General features: G+C 45.7%; 21 protein-coding genes and 1 pseudogene. 7 read left to right on the top strand and 15 right to left on the bottom strand.

Annotation, left to right across the window (positions count from 1 at the left end; translation table 11 throughout):
- Positions 1–117 precede the first annotated feature (117 nt).
- Positions 118–825 (bottom strand): class I SAM-dependent methyltransferase, encoded by a 708-nt coding sequence (locus tag BC351_RS13775; RefSeq protein ID WP_144028387.1) that lies wholly within the window; start codon positions 823–825, stop codon positions 118–120.
- Between the two features lie 178 nt (positions 826–1003).
- Between BC351_RS13775 and BC351_RS13770 the strand changes: the two genes are divergently transcribed.
- Together BC351_RS13770 and BC351_RS13765 are read left to right on the top strand one after the other, a co-directional pair.
- Positions 1004–1369: a hypothetical protein gene (locus BC351_RS13770; RefSeq protein ID WP_079412894.1), complete on the top strand. Its 366-nt coding sequence runs from the start codon at positions 1004–1006 to the stop codon at positions 1367–1369.
- A gap of 33 nt (positions 1370–1402) precedes the next feature.
- Positions 1403–2299, top strand: coding sequence for a YitT family protein (locus tag BC351_RS13765; RefSeq protein ID WP_079412892.1), 897 nt, complete (start codon positions 1403–1405; stop codon positions 2297–2299).
- Positions 2300–2881: 582 nt separating this feature from the next.
- Here the strand turns inward: BC351_RS13765 and BC351_RS13755 are convergent.
- From BC351_RS13755 to BC351_RS13745, 3 genes are all read right to left on the bottom strand, one after another.
- Positions 2882–3916, bottom strand: coding sequence for a Gfo/Idh/MocA family protein (locus BC351_RS13755; protein WP_079412888.1), 1035 nt, complete (start codon positions 3914–3916; stop codon positions 2882–2884).
- A gap of 157 nt (positions 3917–4073) precedes the next feature.
- Positions 4074–4343 (bottom strand): HPr family phosphocarrier protein, encoded by a 270-nt coding sequence (locus BC351_RS13750; RefSeq protein WP_144028386.1) that lies wholly within the window; start codon positions 4341–4343, stop codon positions 4074–4076.
- Between the two features lie 34 nt (positions 4344–4377).
- Positions 4378–5034 carry a serine/threonine-protein kinase gene (locus tag BC351_RS13745; RefSeq protein ID WP_079412884.1) on the bottom strand — a complete coding sequence of 219 codons (657 nt, stop codon included), beginning with the start codon at positions 5032–5034 and terminating at the stop codon, positions 4378–4380.
- Between the two features lie 241 nt (positions 5035–5275).
- On the opposite strand from BC351_RS13745, the gene BC351_RS13740 reads away from it, so the two are divergent.
- Together BC351_RS13740 and BC351_RS13735 are read left to right on the top strand one after the other, a co-directional pair.
- Positions 5276–6166, top strand: coding sequence for a cation diffusion facilitator family transporter (locus BC351_RS13740; protein ID WP_079412882.1), 891 nt, complete (start codon positions 5276–5278; stop codon positions 6164–6166).
- A gap of 83 nt (positions 6167–6249) precedes the next feature.
- Positions 6250–6465 (top strand): hypothetical protein, encoded by a 216-nt coding sequence (locus tag BC351_RS13735; RefSeq protein ID WP_079412880.1) that lies wholly within the window; start codon positions 6250–6252, stop codon positions 6463–6465.
- A gap of 76 nt (positions 6466–6541) precedes the next feature.
- On the opposite strand, the pseudogene BC351_RS43385 reads toward BC351_RS13735, so the two are convergent.
- From BC351_RS43385 to BC351_RS13690, 9 genes and pseudogenes are all read right to left on the bottom strand, one after another.
- A pseudogene (locus BC351_RS43385) lies at positions 6542–6754 on the bottom strand (multicopper oxidase domain-containing protein); the annotation flags it as partial.
- Between the two features lie 72 nt (positions 6755–6826).
- Positions 6827–7810 carry a peptide-methionine (R)-S-oxide reductase MsrB gene (gene msrB / locus BC351_RS13725; protein ID WP_079412876.1) on the bottom strand — a complete coding sequence of 328 codons (984 nt, stop codon included), beginning with the start codon at positions 7808–7810 and terminating at the stop codon, positions 6827–6829.
- A 164-nt stretch (positions 7811–7974) separates the two neighbouring features.
- On the bottom strand, positions 7975–8907 hold the full coding sequence (locus BC351_RS13720; protein WP_079412874.1) for a manganese-dependent inorganic pyrophosphatase: 933 nt from the start codon (positions 8905–8907) through the stop codon (positions 7975–7977).
- A gap of 347 nt (positions 8908–9254) precedes the next feature.
- On the bottom strand, positions 9255–10073 hold the full coding sequence (locus BC351_RS13715; protein WP_244208992.1) for a polysaccharide deacetylase family protein: 819 nt from the start codon (positions 10071–10073) through the stop codon (positions 9255–9257).
- A 713-nt stretch (positions 10074–10786) separates the two neighbouring features.
- Complete coding sequence (locus BC351_RS13710; RefSeq protein ID WP_079412872.1) at positions 10787–11140, bottom strand: GIY-YIG nuclease family protein; 354 nt, start codon at positions 11138–11140, stop codon at positions 10787–10789.
- 34 nt (positions 11141–11174) lie between these two features.
- Entirely contained in the window at positions 11175–11930 is a 756-nt protein-coding gene (locus BC351_RS13705; RefSeq protein ID WP_079412870.1) for a DUF2087 domain-containing protein, read from the bottom strand.
- A gap of 125 nt (positions 11931–12055) precedes the next feature.
- Complete coding sequence (locus BC351_RS13700) at positions 12056–12505, bottom strand: DUF6157 family protein (RefSeq protein WP_244208991.1); 450 nt, start codon at positions 12503–12505, stop codon at positions 12056–12058.
- 6 nt (positions 12506–12511) lie between these two features.
- Positions 12512–13057 carry a DUF1697 domain-containing protein gene (locus BC351_RS13695; protein ID WP_079412868.1) on the bottom strand — a complete coding sequence of 182 codons (546 nt, stop codon included), beginning with the start codon at positions 13055–13057 and terminating at the stop codon, positions 12512–12514.
- Positions 13058–13095: 38 nt separating this feature from the next.
- Positions 13096–13944, bottom strand: coding sequence for an HAD-IIB family hydrolase (locus BC351_RS13690; RefSeq protein WP_079412866.1), 849 nt, complete (start codon positions 13942–13944; stop codon positions 13096–13098).
- Positions 13945–14044: 100 nt separating this feature from the next.
- On the opposite strand from BC351_RS13690, the gene BC351_RS13685 reads away from it, so the two are divergent.
- The 3 genes from BC351_RS13685 (at position 14045) to BC351_RS13675 (ending at position 16098) form a co-directional block, all read left to right on the top strand.
- On the top strand, positions 14045–14824 hold the full coding sequence (locus tag BC351_RS13685; RefSeq protein WP_079412864.1) for a threonine/serine exporter family protein: 780 nt from the start codon (positions 14045–14047) through the stop codon (positions 14822–14824).
- Positions 14821–15249 (top strand): threonine/serine exporter family protein, encoded by a 429-nt coding sequence (locus BC351_RS13680; RefSeq protein ID WP_079412862.1) that lies wholly within the window; start codon positions 14821–14823, stop codon positions 15247–15249. The genes BC351_RS13685 and BC351_RS13680 overlap by 4 nt, the downstream gene beginning before the upstream one ends.
- 150 nt (positions 15250–15399) lie before the next feature.
- Positions 15400–16098, top strand: coding sequence for a class I SAM-dependent methyltransferase (locus BC351_RS13675; protein WP_079412860.1), 699 nt, complete (start codon positions 15400–15402; stop codon positions 16096–16098).
- A gap of 4 nt (positions 16099–16102) precedes the next feature.
- Here the strand turns inward: BC351_RS13675 and BC351_RS13670 are convergent, their stop codons facing one another.
- Together BC351_RS13670 and BC351_RS13665 are read right to left on the bottom strand one after the other, a co-directional pair.
- A complete protein-coding gene (locus tag BC351_RS13670; RefSeq protein ID WP_244208990.1) occupies positions 16103–16540 on the bottom strand; it encodes a DUF2269 family protein in 438 nt (145 codons plus the stop codon).
- Positions 16541–16615: 75 nt separating this feature from the next.
- Positions 16616–16948, bottom strand: coding sequence for an ASCH domain-containing protein (locus tag BC351_RS13665; protein ID WP_079412858.1), 333 nt, complete (start codon positions 16946–16948; stop codon positions 16616–16618).
- Between the last annotated feature and the right edge of the window lie 16 nt (positions 16949–16964).

Raw genomic sequence — 16964 nt, 5'->3', positions numbered from 1 at the left:
ACGGAATCTTAAGTATGGCTATAGTTCAATTGGACTATACTCTTATGAATTTGTCTATTATACGTTGTTACGATATTATTTGGTGATTGCTAACACAAATTCCTCTCAAAAAAATGATTAGTCCATTTTTACTTCCAGCCCCTTATGTTTAACCCAAATACCGGCAAATTCTGGTACGATATGCCAACCGTTTTCTGCTACTCGCCCTGCTATTTCCTCCCCGAAGAAGTACGAAGTAAGCTGAACAGCTTCTTCCAGATCATGGAAGGCATAGTCAGTACGAATAAACGAATGTTCAAATCCATATTTGCTTTCCAACAGATCATAATAAGAACTTAAATAATCATGTTTAGTTGGACTTATAACGGCAGTACCCAACGTTTCAAAGATGATGATAGTGCCATCCGGACGAAGAATTCTTGTCATCTCCGCCATCATTTGCTCCAAATTGTGCTCCCAATTATCCAGACTCGAGCTAGCTAAATAACATAACGTCCAACCCGCTAGAACCAAGTCCTTGCTGTTATCTGCAATCGGCAGCTCTCTGTGGTCTGAAACCATCGTTTGCCAGTTCGTATACGCGGTTTGGCTCAGCTTTTCTTCTAATACGGCCAACATGGGCTTCGCATTATCCAAGCACAGAAGTGAATTGACTTGCTCCACCAGAAATAAAGCGAATCTTCCCGTTCCTGCTCCCAGATCTACAACATCTAATTGATAATAAGGTCTTATCTCATTGATTACCTTATCTAGAGGTGGCTGCTTGCTGATTAATTCATCGTACGTATGCGTATTATCTTGATAGATTTCAGTTTCTCTTGACATCTTCATGACCTCCTTTGTTATTTCCTAACGATAAACCTTAACCTTACGTTAAGGTCAAGCGATGAAATAAAGAACGGTCAAGAGTGCAAAAACCTTCTGCAAGGTTTGACTCTGACAAGTTGAAATGCTACAATTCAAGCAAATTTGGTTCAAAGTTAGGATCAGGAGGGGATACTCCTTGCGTCTTTTTCTACGAAAGTATCAGTGGCAAATCTTGGTATGGATCATCCTCGGCTTATTTATTTTTCCGTTGACACCACCGATTTCCCATCATTTCTCATCAGATAACGAGATACTTGTGCTGGCGAATACGACTCAAGTCTTGAGCATACAAGAACATTCACTAACCAAAAAAACATTTTTCCAGCATATCGATAAAATTCGATGGCTGAATGATTTTTTCGCCCAATATCATATTACCATTTTTGTCATTTTTATTGTTTATATCTTATCCAAAATATGGCTGCGACTAAAAGAAATACTCCTCGCCTTTCTCAAATTCGTTTCGGGTTATACGGGCCTCATTCATTATTTTTCGACCTAGAAAAAGAATTGAATTAGGGAAAGAGGAACCTACATGTCAAACACATTAGCTGGAGCAGAACACGCAAGCTCCCAACATCGCAAATTAACTCGCTCCAAATTTCTGCGAAGAATCCTATTCATGATTCTCGGATCTGGCTTAGTATCGGTTGGACTGGAAATTTTCCTGGTCCCCAACAACATCATCGACGGCGGAATTGTCGGGATATCCATTATCCTCGCTCATTTAACGCATTTCCCGCTAGGTATATTTTTAATTTTGCTGAACTTGCCATTCTTGCTTTTGGGCTACAAACAAATCGGTAAAACATTCGCCTTATCCACCTTATTTTCGGTCATACTGATGTCGGTTGGCACTTACTTGCTGCACCCCGTTCAAGCCATTACAATTGATCCCTTATTAGCAGCTGTTTTCGGAGGTATCATCTTAGGTATTGGTGTCGGGCTTGTCATTCGATCAGGCGGTTCCTTGGATGGAACAGAAATTGTCGCGATCTTGATCAGCAAAAAGTCGCCATTCTCTGTTGGTGAAATCGTCATGTTCTTCAACTTCTTCATCCTAGGAAGCGCAGGCTTCGTATTTGGCTGGGATCATGCCATGTACTCGCTGATTGCTTACTTCATCGCCTTCAAAATGATTGATATCGTCATTGAAGGGCTGGATCAATCCAAATCCGTGTGGATTATCAGCGATGAGTACGAAACCATCGGAGAAGCCATCACGTACCGTTTGGGCCGCGGCGTTACCTACCTGAAAGGCGAAGGCGCTTTTACCGGCGATGACAAAAAAGTAATCTTCAGCGTCATCACCCGCCTTGAAGAAGCCAAATTAAAATCCATCGTTGACGAACTGGATCCGAGAGCATTCCTGGCTATCGGGAACATCCATGATGTCAAGGGCGGAAGATTCAAGAAGAAAGATATTCACTAAATCGGCCTTTGATTTGCAGATGAAAATACAAAAAGGAGTTGTCCTATAAGTAGGTAAACCTACTTGAGGGCAGCTCCTTTTTGAATGTGCAAGAAAACCGCCGTCAAGGCTCATTATGGCGCTCGTTTTCCGTCACCTTGCTCATTGGCTTGATGTTGTCCTGCTCCAGCTATACTGGTATACCCCCGAATTGTGCATCTTTTGGACCTCAATCATGAAATTCCTGCAATTGTGCATCTTTATGACCTCAATCATGAAAATTCCTGCAATTGTGCATCTTTTGGAGGCTTGGAATAGCCCCAATCATGCAATTCCTGCGTTTGTGCATCTTTTTGAGGCTTATTCTGGCTGATAGGCTGGATTTACTGAAAATGCCTGCACAATTGCAGGCATTCCCGCTTTTTAACCCCGTCCGCCCGCAAATTCCTGCACTTTCGCAGGTTTTCCGTTAAGTCCCAACCAAACTAGAAACCCACAAAAATCCCGCATGAAGCTGCAAAGTAATCCTCTTCACACTATCTAAGCTTAAACCCCAAACTTGATATTTGGGACAGCTCCATTTTGGTGCAGCTGGGTTGCCGCTTATCGCCAGTAATTCCGCAAATCAACCTTTTGAGCAAGTTTGGCGCTTTCAATAGCGCCCAGTACCATCGCCATACTCTTGATGTTGTCACGGCAGTCCGTCTCGGCCGGGCGGCCTTGCTCCAGCGCCAAAAACATCTCATCCAAGCAGCCGGCATGGCCGCTGCTGCCAGTCCAGTTCACATCCGCTTCCACTCTCGTACAATCGCGGATGAATTTGCCCGTTTGATCTCCGGCGGTGACGATCTCGGCGTAAGGAGCGCTTTCTCCGTCCCACATGACGGAGCCCTGCTCGCCTGTTACGCGCCACGCCGACTCCCAAGAGGTCGGCATACCTTCTGCGCACCAGGAGCCGCGGTAGCAGAACACAGAGCCGTCTGACATCTCATAGATGCAGATCGCCGAGGCATTGCCCGCATACCAGGAGCCGGGCGGGTTGAATTCCTGGCAGTACACCGACACGGGGTCTGCCCCTGTTATAAACCGCGCCTGATCGAACGTATGGATCGCCATGTCTAGAATAAGCGGACTGTCCATCGCATCGCGGAAGCCACCGAAATGGGCGCCGATGAAGAAATCGGCGCCTACATATCCAACACGGCCAATCGTACCCGCCGTAATGAGGTCCCGCATGGCGCGGATATTCGCCAGATAGCGGCGGTTTTGCATAACGGAGAGTGAATTCCCCGTTCGCTCCGCCAGCTGTACTATTTCTCGCGCTTCCGCCATGGTTGCTGCCATCGGCTTCTCTCCGAAAACATTGCAGCCTAAACGCATAGCGGTTGTGCACACTTGGAAATGGCTATCAGGAATAGTGATGTCCAGCACAAGATTGGCTTTGGTTTCTTGAATCGCCTGCTCCAAGTTCGTGTATATGCCGCAAGTTAAGCCGTAGCGATCCGCCATCGCTTGTGCGAATTCCGTCTTGATATCTACCAGCGCTGTAATGACGCTGTCTTCACGCTTCAACATATATTCAACCCATACTCTTGCCATGCTGCCGCAGCCTACGACGACGACGCGATATTTGCTCATCCTGCACACTCCTTCAATGTCGACCTTAATTCAGCTTCTTCTGTATCATTCCTAAATGGTGTACAATAAGCTTCACAAACTCATTTTATCCCTTTTTGAATGTACAATCTCTATCCAATCTTGTGCTTTTAAGGTCAAATATTGTGTCATATGCCTTTCATCGATACGATTCGAAGAGCGCAAATATGAAGTGCATCGCCTCTTCCTCATCTTTGCCTCTCGTCAACAAACGGATGGACGTACCTGCCTTGATTGGCACAAGAAGCATGCCGAGCAAGCTTTTCACATCCACGTGAAACGATTTATGCTCAAGCTCAAGCTCAAAATCTATCGTAATATCCGAAATAAAATGAGATGATTTCGCTGAAATCTCGGACAAATCACTGCGCTGCAAGTCCCGTCCAATAATAAATTCATGAACTCTCATAGTCATACCTTCCTCGTATATAGAATTGTTGCTCCTACACGGAACGACTGGTGCCGCGAGCCCTGCGAAACCTCTTCCATTTGCGGTAGCTTTTTCTAACCACATTCAAGGCAAATCCGGGGATGCGCATCCCGCGTACCCAAGGATAATAGAAACGGTCATAAGCATTCTTCAAATCATCCCACATGGAACAATATTCGCTTTTCATGAAATCAGACACATCGACGACAAGCCCTCGTCCATCCAGCATCATCACATTTTTCCCATGAACATCATGCGGATTCAAGCCGCGACTCGCTGCGTAGTCAAGCGCTTGATCGATATCTGTGATAACTTGCCGCGGTATCGCAAGCCCGCGCTGCAAACAGTTGTATAACGTTACTCCCGTTAAGCGGCGCAGCACCAAAAAGTTCTCTCCTGCATGCAAGCATTCTGAGAATGCCGGGTGCTTTCCTATCCGTTTATACACTTCTGTCTCTTCTTCGATGCCAGGTCTGCCGGGTGCATATACTTTAACAACGACATCGGGATAACCAGGATGCATCAGAACTGCTGCATAATTCCCAGATCCTACAAGCCGCCATGGCTTCGGGTACACATGAACAACAATCGGTTCAAAGGGATCTTCGCTATGAATCTCCAAATTAGGCAGCAAATGATGTTGAATTTCGATCAGCCACGGCTTCAGCATTTCCTTCTCTCCCCCCCCCCCCGATGAGGTTTATCTTATTTCTAGACAGCTGCATCATGGTTTGTTAATTTCTACTATGTGTGGTATTATACAAAGATATTTCTGTAAAGTGAAGTGTTGAATATGCCCTATTATTTTGTACTAGATTCCTATTCCCATATAAAAATGAAGCTAATCCCTTGACCCTTGGTCAAGGGATTTTTTTTCCTTGGGGAAACACTTCTGTAGGAGGTCATCATTGATGAACAGCAACAACAAATCATCCGTATGGGCAATATGGCTATCGCTCATCAGCAACATCATTCTTACCATTATGAAGATTATTATCGGTCTCATCTTTCAAAGTGAGGTTTTATTAGCCGATGGCGTCCATAATGCCGGTGACATCATTGCCACAGTTGCAGCACTTAGTGCCATGCGTATTTCTAAGCTTCCTGCCGATGAAGACCATCCCTATGGTCATGGCAAAGCAGAAGTACTGGGCTCCGGATTTGTCGCTTTTATTCTTGTCTTAGCAGCGCTTTATATTGGTTATCATGCCACAGCTGCCTTTTTCCACGAACCGCTCGCACCAAGTTACATTGCACTTATCGCAGCTTTCCTATCGATGATCTGGAAATACGCACTTTATGTGTACACGATGCGGATTGGACTAGCAACGAGCAGCAAAGGGCTCATCGCTACGGCCAAAGACCATTTAGCCGATGTTTACGCGTCGTTAGCAGCCGTAGTTGGGATTGGCTTAGCTTTTATTGGCAAATCTTATGGCATTCACTGGTTATCCTATGGCGATGCGGCCGCTGGTATTATTGTTTCGTTATTAGTTCTACGTTTGGGTGTGGAGATGGGTAAGGAATCCTTCGATATTCTCATGGAGAAAACTGTTGATCAGCAGAAGCTATTCCAATACAGTCAATTAATCCAAGCCATCCCTCAGGTCAAGCGAATTGATCGTATTCGAGCGAGAGAACATGGCCATTACATTTTGGTTGATGCCAGAGTATCCATTCCAGGCGAACTAACGATTCAGCAAGGCCATGATATTACTCGCGCCATCAAAGAGTCGATCAAGGAGCAGCACCAGGACGTTGATGAAGTACTCATCCACTTGAACCCTTGGTACAAGGAATAATGTCCGAGTCCATTTTGTTTTCGCAAATATTTCGTCTATAATAGTGAAAATAAAAGTAAAAAAGATCAGAAAGCGGTGCTGGCATGGCAGGCAGTGTGTATTACATCATCTTTTCGATCATTTTAATCGCTGGCGTCTTGTTTACTGTACTCATTGGAAACTCGCGAGCCAACAAAGTCGGCAACCCCGATTACGATAATAAAACAAAGGGAAATTGGTCCCGTCTTACACTCTTCTACGTAGTGGCCATTGCTCTTGGCGTACTTGCTTTAATTCTGTATGTGGTCAATCAAACCTAAACTAAACATGCCTAATGTAAAAAGACGCAACCCCGGAATTGACTCCGAGTTTGCGTCTTTTTACTTTTTTAAACATATCATAAAACTGACCTTGACCAATGTAAGAAGGTTCCACAGCGGGAACACAATCCATGCGATTCGGTACATCAAGACCATGCCAATGAACACTGGTTGCCTCCGGCAATTGATTGCGCACGCGAATCGTCACCCAATCTCCAGGCAGAACCCAGATGGTTGGTCCTGGAATGCTTCCGTTGTATCCATTATATCTGGCGATACCACCATGAACATCAAGCCTCCCGCTTTAACGATCCATGATTAAGTGTATGCGCCTGATGGAAGGACTTACCCTATGCGTGTTTTACTTCTCTTCAAAAAATTGCAGGTAAACCCCGTAGCCTTCCTTCTCAAGCTCTTCAAGCGGAATAAAGCGGAGTGCTGCCGAATTAATGCAGTAGCGAAGCCCGTTTGGCCCAGGACCATCATTAAACACATGCCCGAGATGGGAATCCGCTTCATGACTGCGAACTTCAGTACGAACCATGAAATGGCTGACATCCGTTTTTTCTTTGACATTTCCCGCAAATAACGGTTTGGTAAAGCTAGGCCATCCACAGCCTGAATCGAATTTATCGATAGACGTGAACAACGGTTCACCAGAAACGATGTCCACATAGAGCCCCTTCTCATGGGAATCCCAGAACTCATTGTCGAACGGCCGCTCGGTTGCATTGTTTTGTGTCACTTCGTATTGCAGCGGCGTTAACTTTTGCTTGCGCTCAGCTTTGTCCCGCTCCGTATTCCAATGCTTCTCAATATACGAGTCACGGCCGGACCCTTTCCGATAAGCCTTATAACGAAGTGGATTTTTGTGATGATAGTCCTGATGATAATCTTCCCCTGGGTAAAAAGCTTCTGCCGCGATAGGAACAATCTCCGTCACAATCGGACGGTCGAATCGGCCGCTTGCCTGCAAAGCTTGTTTCGAAACCTCCGCTTGTTCCTTCTGCTCATCCGTATGAGCAAAAATGGCTGTTCGATACGAGGAGCCCCTGTCATGGAATTGACCGCCTGCGTCCGTTGGATCAATCTGGCGCCAAAAAGTATCTAACAATTTTGTATAAGGATATAGAACGGGATCGAAGGTAATTTGAACGGCTTCTGCATGGCCCGTCGTCTCCGAACACACTTCTTTGTAAGTTGGGTTGCTGGTATGGCCGCCAATATAACCGGATACGACAGATATAATACCTGGCAGCTCCTCGAACGGTGTTACCATACACCAGAAACACCCACCGGCGAATGTCGCCTTCTCATAGCTTCCTTGCTGGTTGTTGTTAACCATTTCCTGCTCACCTCTTTCTGTAATCTCATCTCTATCATACCAAAAGATTGCGGCACAACCAAAACTCGGGGAAATACTTACGAAAATCACCCCCACTTTAAGAAAGTGAGGGTGATCGTCTGTCATGCTTCTTGAGGTTATTCACCCTTACAGCAATCGTACACTTACAGGCTATTGAAAATGTCAGTAAGAACAGGCACAATTTGCGATTTACGGGAAACGACACCTTTAAGCAATGCTTTGTTGTCTACAAGGGTAACGTTGTAAGCTTTCTCAACAGCGTCCGCTTTGCGGCCAAGTGCCAAGCCAACGGAGTCGTTGTTCAAAATATCCGTAACTACGAACAAGAACAAGTCCAAGTTTTTCTCAGCAATGATAGCATTCAAAGCAGATTCAATTTCAGCTTGCTGGGAAAGCACATCGTTCACATCAACAGCGTTAACTTGAGCGATTTCAGCCTTGTAGCTGCCCATTTGGAATTCTTTGGCATCCAGGGAGATCAATTGGGCAACTGTTTTGTCGCTGAGATCCGCCCCAGCTTTCAACATTTCAAGACCGTAAGTTTCCGCGTTAACGCCCGCGATTTCTGCAAGCTCACGAGCTGCAGCCACATCTTGCTCCGTGCAAGTCGGAGATTTGAACAACAAGGAATCGGAAATGATGGCCGAAAGCATCAAGCCTGCGATCTCTTTATCAATAGATACGCCATTTTCTTTGTACAATTTATTCAGGATGGTCGCTGTGCAACCAACTGGCTCAGCACGGTAGTAAAGTGGGTGGCTTGTTTCGAAGTTAGCAATACGGTGGTGATCAATAACTTCCACAACGCGTACTTGATCGATGTCTGTTGCACTTTGTTGACGCTCTACATGGTCAACCAGGATAACATTCTCAGCTTCATTAGCTACAGTCTCAACTTGACGAGGGGCTGCCACTTTAAACGTGTCAAGCGCATATTGCGTTTCACCGTTTACACTGCCAAGACGAACAGCTTCAACCTCTTGACCTAGTTTTGTTTTCAATGCAGCGTAAGCAATTGCTGAAGTAATTGAATCTGTGTCCGGATTTTTATGTCCGAAAATAAGTGTTTTTGACATGATACGACTCCTTAAACAAAATAGTATAGTGAGAAATATTAACTCTATGTACGATTATACTAAAAAATCTCGTTATATCCACTATTAAACCAAAGCTTTAGTATGGATTAGAGAAATTCACCGAAAACCATGTAAAAGCACTTGCAGTCCATTGCTGGACTTCAGTGCTTCATCTCCTTGTGTTATTAAGGCTGTTAGGCGTTGTTTCGAGCAAAAAGAGCCGATTATCCAACATCTTGCCGACTACGCTAACCAACTCGTACAGGAGACTTGGAAGAACGTGAACGCCGTGCGCGTTACATCATCCAAAAACAAAATGGTACACCAATCGGAACACTTCAACACGATCAACTCATCACCTTCTTCAAACGTGCCGTTTTGTCTTCAGCACGTTGAAGTCTTTGTATCCAATCTTCAAGACTTTCCTCTTCATGTACAACCAGCCTCCTAAGTTTGTATGGGGATTGGTTGGATGAAGCCCAACCCTCTTGTATCGTAAAGGCATACCGATACCCCAGTTCGCTTAAAAGCTTCAACGTATCCGCGTTGTATTCGCCATATGGATAAGCAAAAACATCCACTCGCTTCCCCAGCTCATGCTCAATCACTTGGCGCGATTCAGCAAGCTCTTCGCGCTGCTGCTCACGGCTGACCTTAGGCAGATGCGGATGTGTTATGCCATGCGGCGCAATGTCCCACCCCGCCGCGCTCAGTTCTTGTACCTGCGGCCAGCTCAAGTAACCCGGCTGGCCAACAGCCCCCGTCGACAGGAAAAGCGTCGCCGGAAAACCGTACCGCTGCAGGATGGGCAGCGCCACCTCGGCATTGTTCGCGTAGCCGTCATCGAATGTGAGCAGCACAGGCTTCGGCGGTGACGGCTGCTTCTTCTCGATGATGCGAACGAAGTCGCCCAGCGTTAGCGGGGTGTAATGCTGCGCAGCCAAATAAGCCATTTGGCGCGCGAATTCATCGGGTGGGAGCACATAAGTGTTCCCCGACTCCACCCCGATGCTGTGGTAATTCAGCACGGGGATCTGAATCCCGTGCGTCTCGGCTGCGTATGCCGTGGCGTGTGTGAAGCACGCCACGGATGCTAGGATGATCGCGGCGATGGTCGCGATCTTCGTTGATGTTGCGAGCCGCAACCTTTTTAACATCATCGGCATATCACCACTCCTCCAAAAACTGGGCATTATTTCACATTAGTTTTTGCAGAAATTCTCGGATGATGCATGCCTTATTCACACCGTGCCAGATAAATTTTGCGGGGGGAGCTGCTTCTTCTCGTGCTGAGACTGCCTTTTTCGACGGCTCAGCCACGGGTTGCTACTTTTTAACTGCTGAGACTGCTTTTTTGGCAGGCTCAGCTCGGTTTTGCGGGGGGAGCTGCTTTTTCTGGTGTTGAGACTGCCTTTTTCGACGGCTCAGCAGTGGTTTGCTACTTTTAACTGCTGAGTCTGCTTTTTTGGCAGGCTCGGCTCGGTTTTGCGGGGGGAGCTGCTTTTTCTGATGCTAGGTTAGGGTCGGGGTCGGGGTCAGCTTCAAGCTCGTTCTTAGGCTAGGCATAGACTCGGACTCAGATTCGTGCTTGGGCTCGGCTCGGCTTCAGGCTCGGGCTTGAGCTCGGCTCTGGCTTAAGGTCCATATTCGTGCTTAAGGTTAGAGGCAGCGGTCGCGGAAGCATTCGAGTCTGACTTCGCATTCGTATCCGCCAAGTAACGGGAACCGAAACGTTTACTTTCTATTAGTTTTCGCTTTCTATTATTGTTTACTCTTTATCAGTGTTCACTCTCTATCAGTGTTCACTTTCCATTATCACTTACTATCCTTGTGCAAAAAAGAGGTCAAGCAGCCTCAGCCGCCCAACCTCTTTCATCACTCACACTTTGCGCTTATTGTAGCCGCGGTCATCAAAAGGCTGCAGCTCCTCGAGCCATTTGTCTTCGAGCTTCTTCAGAGCATCGTTTTCGTCGAAGTAGCCTGTCTCTTTCACTTCAAGCACTTCTAGTACTTCCAGCACGAAAGCATCACTGCCGAATTCGTTCCACTCTTTCTGCAGCGGTTTGTTCCGGTGATTCCCCATTTCAAGTTCAAGACGCTTGCCGTTCATCGTTCTCAAATTTTTCGTGCCTACGACCCAGCGTTTGTCGTTGATTGTGTTGCGAAATTGAAAAACCCCAGCTTCTTTCTTCGTTTCTTTGTATTGCAGCTGTAGTTCTTGCCTGCGGTTCATTTCATCTGGCTCCTTTTTGTTCATGTTGGTCCATTCAACCTTTCAACCAATATTGGCTGCCGTCAGGTTCGCGATCGAGAAAACCATATTCAATTAAATATCTGCGTAATTTGACATAGTCATGGAATGCCGGTTCAAGTATCTCATTAACTTCTTGCTCATTGTAAAAGTGATCCGGTTCAAACCGTTTGGCAATTTCGCGCAGCACAACAACTTTGTGCTTTTCTTGCTGTGTGAAAGAGAGCAATTCACCGTCAGAGCCGTTTGGGAAATATTTTTTGATGATTTTAGCTTTCTCATCTTCGGTAATATTATAACGTGCATCCACCATTTTGGCGGTTTTTGGAATATCTACAAAAGCAGGCGCATGTTGGTCTTTATCCTTCAAAAGTTCCATCAACACCAGAAATACCTTGGCCTGGCGTTCCTTCTCCTTCAAACCAAACCGATGGTTACGAATGGTGGAGGCACTGCCGATGCTCAATTCTTCTTGAATGTCGCTGTCGCTCTTTCCCTCATAGAACAGCTTCAGCAAGCTATTCTGATGATCGGTAAGTCCAGTCAGTTTCTTGTCTAGGCTGATCAAATACTGAAAAACCGAACCATGGGCCTCCCCAATATGCCATTTCATATACCGCTCAGCATCATACAAAAGCTCATCTACCGGATAAATAACACCCTTTTCGCTTCTTTTGCCGCATAACAAACAAGTATAATCATCTTCATCCTGCACATAGCCGCGCTTCCATTCCTCGAACGAGGCCTGCCAGAACCTTTCTGACATCTCCAATTCAAACACTCCTCGATAAAGTTTATATTATACTAGACATTATATTATTTTGTTTATTAGAATGTCAATTCAACGCAAAAAAAGAATCCCTTGGTTTCAGGATTCCATGATCATTCCTTTTCAATTCAACCTCGAGAATTGCGCATTGCAAATAAAAGCTTAGGGCCATCCGTTCCTTGGCTGCCAGCTTCAACAAACTGCTGATACGCTTCAGATTCCACGGGATAGATCGCTATTTTCCCTTCATCATTGTAATGCACGCCCCAGCCGTATTTCTTCGGAAGCATGGACGCTCTTAAGCACGGATGACTTTTGGCAAAAAGCGCTTCGCGAATTTCCTCGCTGCGAGCTTCAATTTCGTCCAGCGGTATTTGCTTATGCTGCACATGTACTTGATAGATTAGCTCACCTTGTGTAAAGGAATACGGGTTTTGTGACAGCAGCTCATATTGGATGAAATGCGCGGTTTTGCTTTCCTGTTTCATCGCTGGGACAATGCCCATTTCAACCGGACAGTCAGCCGAAACCTGAATAAAGGTATTGGTATAACTCATTTTCGCCTCTTCATAAGCCATCTTGGATTAACCTCCTTCTTCTGCCAGAAGAATCAATTTGTTGACGGTTTCCCAATTTCGCGTTGTTGCCGTTACGCCTAATTTCTTCTCCAGAAAATTGTTGTTGAATTTGGATTCCCCATAATTTTTACGAATAAGCAAATAAACAGTTAAGCCTATGACCTGAAACTCGTCCACTTCGTTTTGAAAGGATTCTAATTTAGCAAGACGTTCCGCCGATGGCTGTTGGGATAGGAAGGTGATATATCTGGCTTCATTTTCTTCCGTTTTTATGACAGCATGCGGTGTTTGGTTAACAACCTCTTTGAACTGATCAACGGTACGAATAACAACAGGAATGTCGAAGTTAAGTTGACTAAGCAGCTCGCTGACAATACGATCTCTGACTTCATCAGGGCCATCGTCACTATTGAAAATGACATTTCCGCTTTGAATATAGGTAATAACCTTTTGAAACCCCATCGACTCAAAAATGTCTCGCAGCTTATCCATTTTTATGATCTTTTGACCGCTTACATTAATTCCGCGCAAAAGTGCGATATACCTTGGCATGCCCTAACCTCGCTATTTTTGATTCCATTATACACCAATTAGCCCGATTTTTCTTTGCTTTTCGCCGCGATGTAGGCAGCTACACCATCTTGATCATTACTTGAAATCACTTCATCTGCCATTAGCAAAAGATCTGGATGCGCATTCGCCACAGCAACTTTATGACCTGCTGCAAGAAACATGCCTACATCATTTAGATTATCGCCAAAAACAGTAACATCCACACCAGCGCATCCAATATGGGCTGCCCAAAGCCGCAAGCCTTCCTGTTTGTTCGCCAAAGGATGGCTGAACTCAAGGAAATAGTGATCTTTGATATACGTATCCTTCATCAAATGAAGGTGAACCTGCGCCCCCAACACCGTAGTCACTGCATGTTTCAACGGAATAAGCTCATCGAGATGACCAATAAACGTGATTATGAGCGTCCGCCAATGTTCCCGACATTCGAGCTCAGCTACTTCATGGAATCTCGGATCATTTGGCCGACTAGCTGCGAATTCAAGATCTCCTGTGCGGAACAGCTTTTCATGCCACACACGTTCTTGATCCTCCTTATCCAGTGCAAACAAAAGCGGCAGGATGCCGAGAGATCTGCCTAACTGAAGAATCACATTTGTTGTTTCAGGATCCAGCCAATATCCGTCCAGCACGCTTTTGTGTACAGGATCATACAGCAAGGCGCCATTATACAGTACCAATGGATAGATCCATGGAATTTGTGAAACAATCGCATTCGAGCTTTGATAGCTGCGTGCCGTAGCATAGCTTATGATCGCGCCTTCCTCCAAGCTGTCTTTGAGCACTCTGGTCGTAAATTCAGACAAAGTTGCATTAGAACTAAGCAGTGTTCCATCTAGATCTGTCAAATATATCGCTTTGTTCATGACACTCTCCTTCTCGATGATGCCGGCTCCATTAATTTTATTATGATTTCATGGTATAGTATACTTTTGGCAAATATCTATGCAGGAGTGAACAATAACCATGGAGCATCCCTCCAGCACCAACTACGAAATCGCGCAAGTCTGTTTACTCGCAGGCAAAATCATGCTAGAAAATGGCGGCGAAACCTACCGCGTTGAAGATACGATGAGCCATGTGGCCAAAGCCTTTGGCATTCCTAACTCACATAGCTTTGTGACGCCTACCGGCATCATATTCTCTATTGATGGTCCAGAGCAAACGACCCGCCTTATCCGTATTTCCGCCCGTTCTACCGATCTGCACAAAGTGACGGTCGTGAATGCTATTTCCAGACAGATCAGCAGAGGCGAGCTTACCCCCTCTGAGGCTCATTGGCTGCTGGAAGAGATCGAGGTTGCCAAAGCCGGATATCCGACGTGGATCAAAATCTTATCCGCAGCCATTGCCAGCGGTTGCTTCTTAATGATGTTTCAAGGCAAATGGTCGGATTTCCTGCCCGCTTTCGTTGCCGGTGGTGCTGGCTTTGCATTCCTTGGTTATTTTCACCGCTTAGTGCCCATCAAGTTTTTTGCCGAGTTTCTGGCTTCCTTGCTCATTGGGACGATGGCTTTCCTCTTCGTATCCCTCAAGCTGGGACATGATCTGGATATCATCATCATCGGCTCCGTTATGCCGCTTGTCCCTGGCCTGCTCATCACGAACGCGGTGAGAGATTTAATGGCTGGACATTTCGTATCCGGCGTTTCCAAGGGGGCAGAAGCTTTCTTAACCGCTTTTGCCATTGGAGCCGGCATCGCGTTCGTGCTTTCCTTTTATAGCGGGGAGGGGATGATGGGATGATGCTTCAGCAGCTCCTTACGAGCTTTATCGCAACAGCCGCTTTCGCTATCCTTTTCAACGTGCCCAAACGATCACTTGTCCAATGTGGTTTCGTGGGTATGGTTGGTTGGATGCTGTACGTATCTTGTCAATTGATTCCCCTTAATCCCATTCTGGCTACGTTGATCGCTTCATTTTTCGTTACCGTAGTCAGCCAATTTTTCGCTAAAATCTACAAAACACCTGTCATCGTCTTTAGCGTCTCTGGGATTATCCCGTTAGTTCCCGGCGGTTTAGCCTATGATGCCATGAGGAATGTCGTCCTCAATAACTACGATTTGGCCGTACAGATGGCTGCAAAAGCGTTCATGTTATCTGGTGCTATCGCTATCGGTCTCGTCTTCTCAGAGGTCATCCATCATTTATTTCGACGTGTTAAAGCATGAACCAATGCCTATTTCCCAATAGGCAGCATCCCATTTATAGTTTATACCTATAAAGATAATCGGTTTTATGTCTTAGATTTCTTGCCGTTTTCCAGTTAGAATGAACTCCATAACCTAGCAAGCATTCAACAGAACGGAGTGGATCTAACCATGGATAAGCAGTCAAATGAGAATATTACGATGAAATTTAATGAAGTAGCGGAAAAGTATGACAGCCAGCGAAGAAAGCTGATTCCCTGTTTCGACGACTTCTACCAGACGGCCGCTGCTTTGGCTCAAACCAACCAGCCAGCGCCGCGAATACTGGACCTAGGTGCCGGTACAGGACTTTTCTCATCTTATATCCTTGAGCAAAATCCTGCCGCCAAGCTCACCTTAATCGATCTTTCACAGGGGATGCTTGATGTTGCCAAACTTCGTTTTGGAGACAATCAACCTAACATAACGATGTTTACCGGCGATTACAGTACGTTCGAAAGCTCTGAGCCTTTTGACTGTATCGTCTCTGCCCTCTCCATCCATCATCTTGAGGATGCTGCGAAGCAAATCTTATTTGATCACATTTATAAACTGCTTAAGCCAGGCGGCCTTTTCGTCAATGCCGATCAAGTGCTGGGCAGCAGCCCCTTTCTCGATCAGCTTTACCGTTCCGATTGGGAGGCCAAAATAGAAGCAACCGACTTAAGCTATGAAGCCTTGCAAGCCGCTTATGAAAGGACGAAGCTGGATAAGATGGCTCCCCTTGATCTGCAGCTGGGTTGGCTGCGAACCACTGGTTTCATTGATGTCGACTGCGTCTACAAATATTATAATTTCGTAGTCATGTATGCTCGCAAACCAAACGTTTAGCACATTACCATATGTTCGGTTTAGCCACCATAAACCACATCATGGAGAGCGTAATAATCACATACCAGATTAACGCTTTGCGCAGCTTATTTACTAAGTCATTGCGGTCTTCATGAGGCGCTTTGAGCTTGCGCAGCAGTGGTGAAAAGGCCCGTGCAATAAAGTACAGAGAAGCGACCATAATCAAAACGGTGACGACAATCCAGGACGTATCCCACGTCCACGACGTTATCCATGTAAGAATAATACCCGTTGCCACAAGCACATGACCGGCATGTTTCGTTAATCGCACCGTGATACGGAACGGCTCCAGATAATCAGGCAGCTGCTCGAAAGGCGCTGTTCGAATTTTGGCCAGCAGCGGAAATAGAATAAAATAAGGCCCAATGCTTAATACAACACTGAAAATATGGAGATATAAAAGGCAAACATACCAACTCAAAACCATCATCCATTCTATGAAAAAAATTTAACAAAACAGTGCAGATCCTTAGATCCGCACTGTTTTTCGTTTGTTTTATTCCGATTTTTGGAATTCGTGAACCCATACTTTCATTTGCGGCAGCCATGGCATACCTGGATGAATAGATAGAATGCTATCGCGGTATTCCTCGACAGTTTCATGCCCTTCAGCCTTTGCATCTTCAACAGTTAACTCACCTAGTGATTGTTGGTACACTTTGGTCACCGTGAATGAGTTGCCATTCAGCTCCATCGTTTCACCGATATCGGCATAGCGTCCATTGCGTCTGCAAGCTGTTTTGGATCCAGCGAGTACCTTGCTAACTTCCGCTTCTTTGGTTACAAGTCGGTCGATCGAACACGTTTTTGGTGGTAAGGTTTCGTTCATTTCTTTTCCCTCCTTT

This window comes from Paenibacillus ferrarius, from assembly GCF_002027705.1.
GTDB lineage: Bacteria > Bacillota > Bacilli > Paenibacillales > NBRC-103111 > Paenibacillus_E > Paenibacillus_E ferrarius.
The sequence above is the reverse complement of the archived record's forward strand: the minus strand, read 5'-3'. Positions and strand labels throughout refer to the sequence as shown.

Bases quoted from the DNA above. Each gene is read 5' to 3' on its own strand.
- BC351_RS13775 (WP_144028387.1), bottom strand. From the start codon at position 825: ATGTCAAGAGAAACTGAAATCTATCAAGATAATACGCATACGTACGAT.
- BC351_RS13765 (WP_079412892.1), top strand. From the start codon at position 1,403: ATGTCAAACACATTAGCTGGAGCAGAACACGCAAGCTCCCAACATCGC.
- BC351_RS13755 (WP_079412888.1), bottom strand. From the start codon at position 3,916: ATGAGCAAATATCGCGTCGTCGTCGTAGGCTGCGGCAGCATGGCAAGA.
- BC351_RS13750 (WP_144028386.1), bottom strand. From the start codon at position 4,343: ATGAGAGTTCATGAATTTATTATTGGACGGGACTTGCAGCGCAGTGAT.
- BC351_RS13745 (WP_079412884.1), bottom strand. From the start codon at position 5,034: ATGCTGAAGCCGTGGCTGATCGAAATTCAACATCATTTGCTGCCTAAT.
- BC351_RS13740 (WP_079412882.1), top strand. From the start codon at position 5,276: ATGAACAGCAACAACAAATCATCCGTATGGGCAATATGGCTATCGCTC.
- BC351_RS13735 (WP_079412880.1), top strand. From the start codon at position 6,250: ATGGCAGGCAGTGTGTATTACATCATCTTTTCGATCATTTTAATCGCT.
- msrB (WP_079412876.1), bottom strand. From the start codon at position 7,810: ATGGTTAACAACAACCAGCAAGGAAGCTATGAGAAGGCGACATTCGCC.
- BC351_RS13720 (WP_079412874.1), bottom strand. From the start codon at position 8,907: ATGTCAAAAACACTTATTTTCGGACATAAAAATCCGGACACAGATTCA.
- BC351_RS13715 (WP_244208992.1), bottom strand. From the start codon at position 10,073: ATGCCGATGATGTTAAAAAGGTTGCGGCTCGCAACATCAACGAAGATC.
- BC351_RS13710 (WP_079412872.1), bottom strand. From the start codon at position 11,140: ATGAACCGCAGGCAAGAACTACAGCTGCAATACAAAGAAACGAAGAAA.
- BC351_RS13700 (WP_244208991.1), bottom strand. From the start codon at position 12,505: ATGGCTTATGAAGAGGCGAAAATGAGTTATACCAATACCTTTATTCAG.
- BC351_RS13695 (WP_079412868.1), bottom strand. From the start codon at position 13,057: ATGCCAAGGTATATCGCACTTTTGCGCGGAATTAATGTAAGCGGTCAA.
- BC351_RS13690 (WP_079412866.1), bottom strand. From the start codon at position 13,944: ATGAACAAAGCGATATATTTGACAGATCTAGATGGAACACTGCTTAGT.
- BC351_RS13685 (WP_079412864.1), top strand. From the start codon at position 14,045: ATGGAGCATCCCTCCAGCACCAACTACGAAATCGCGCAAGTCTGTTTA.
- BC351_RS13680 (WP_079412862.1), top strand. From the start codon at position 14,821: ATGATGCTTCAGCAGCTCCTTACGAGCTTTATCGCAACAGCCGCTTTC.
- BC351_RS13675 (WP_079412860.1), top strand. From the start codon at position 15,400: ATGGATAAGCAGTCAAATGAGAATATTACGATGAAATTTAATGAAGTA.
- BC351_RS13665 (WP_079412858.1), bottom strand. From the start codon at position 16,948: ATGAACGAAACCTTACCACCAAAAACGTGTTCGATCGACCGACTTGTA.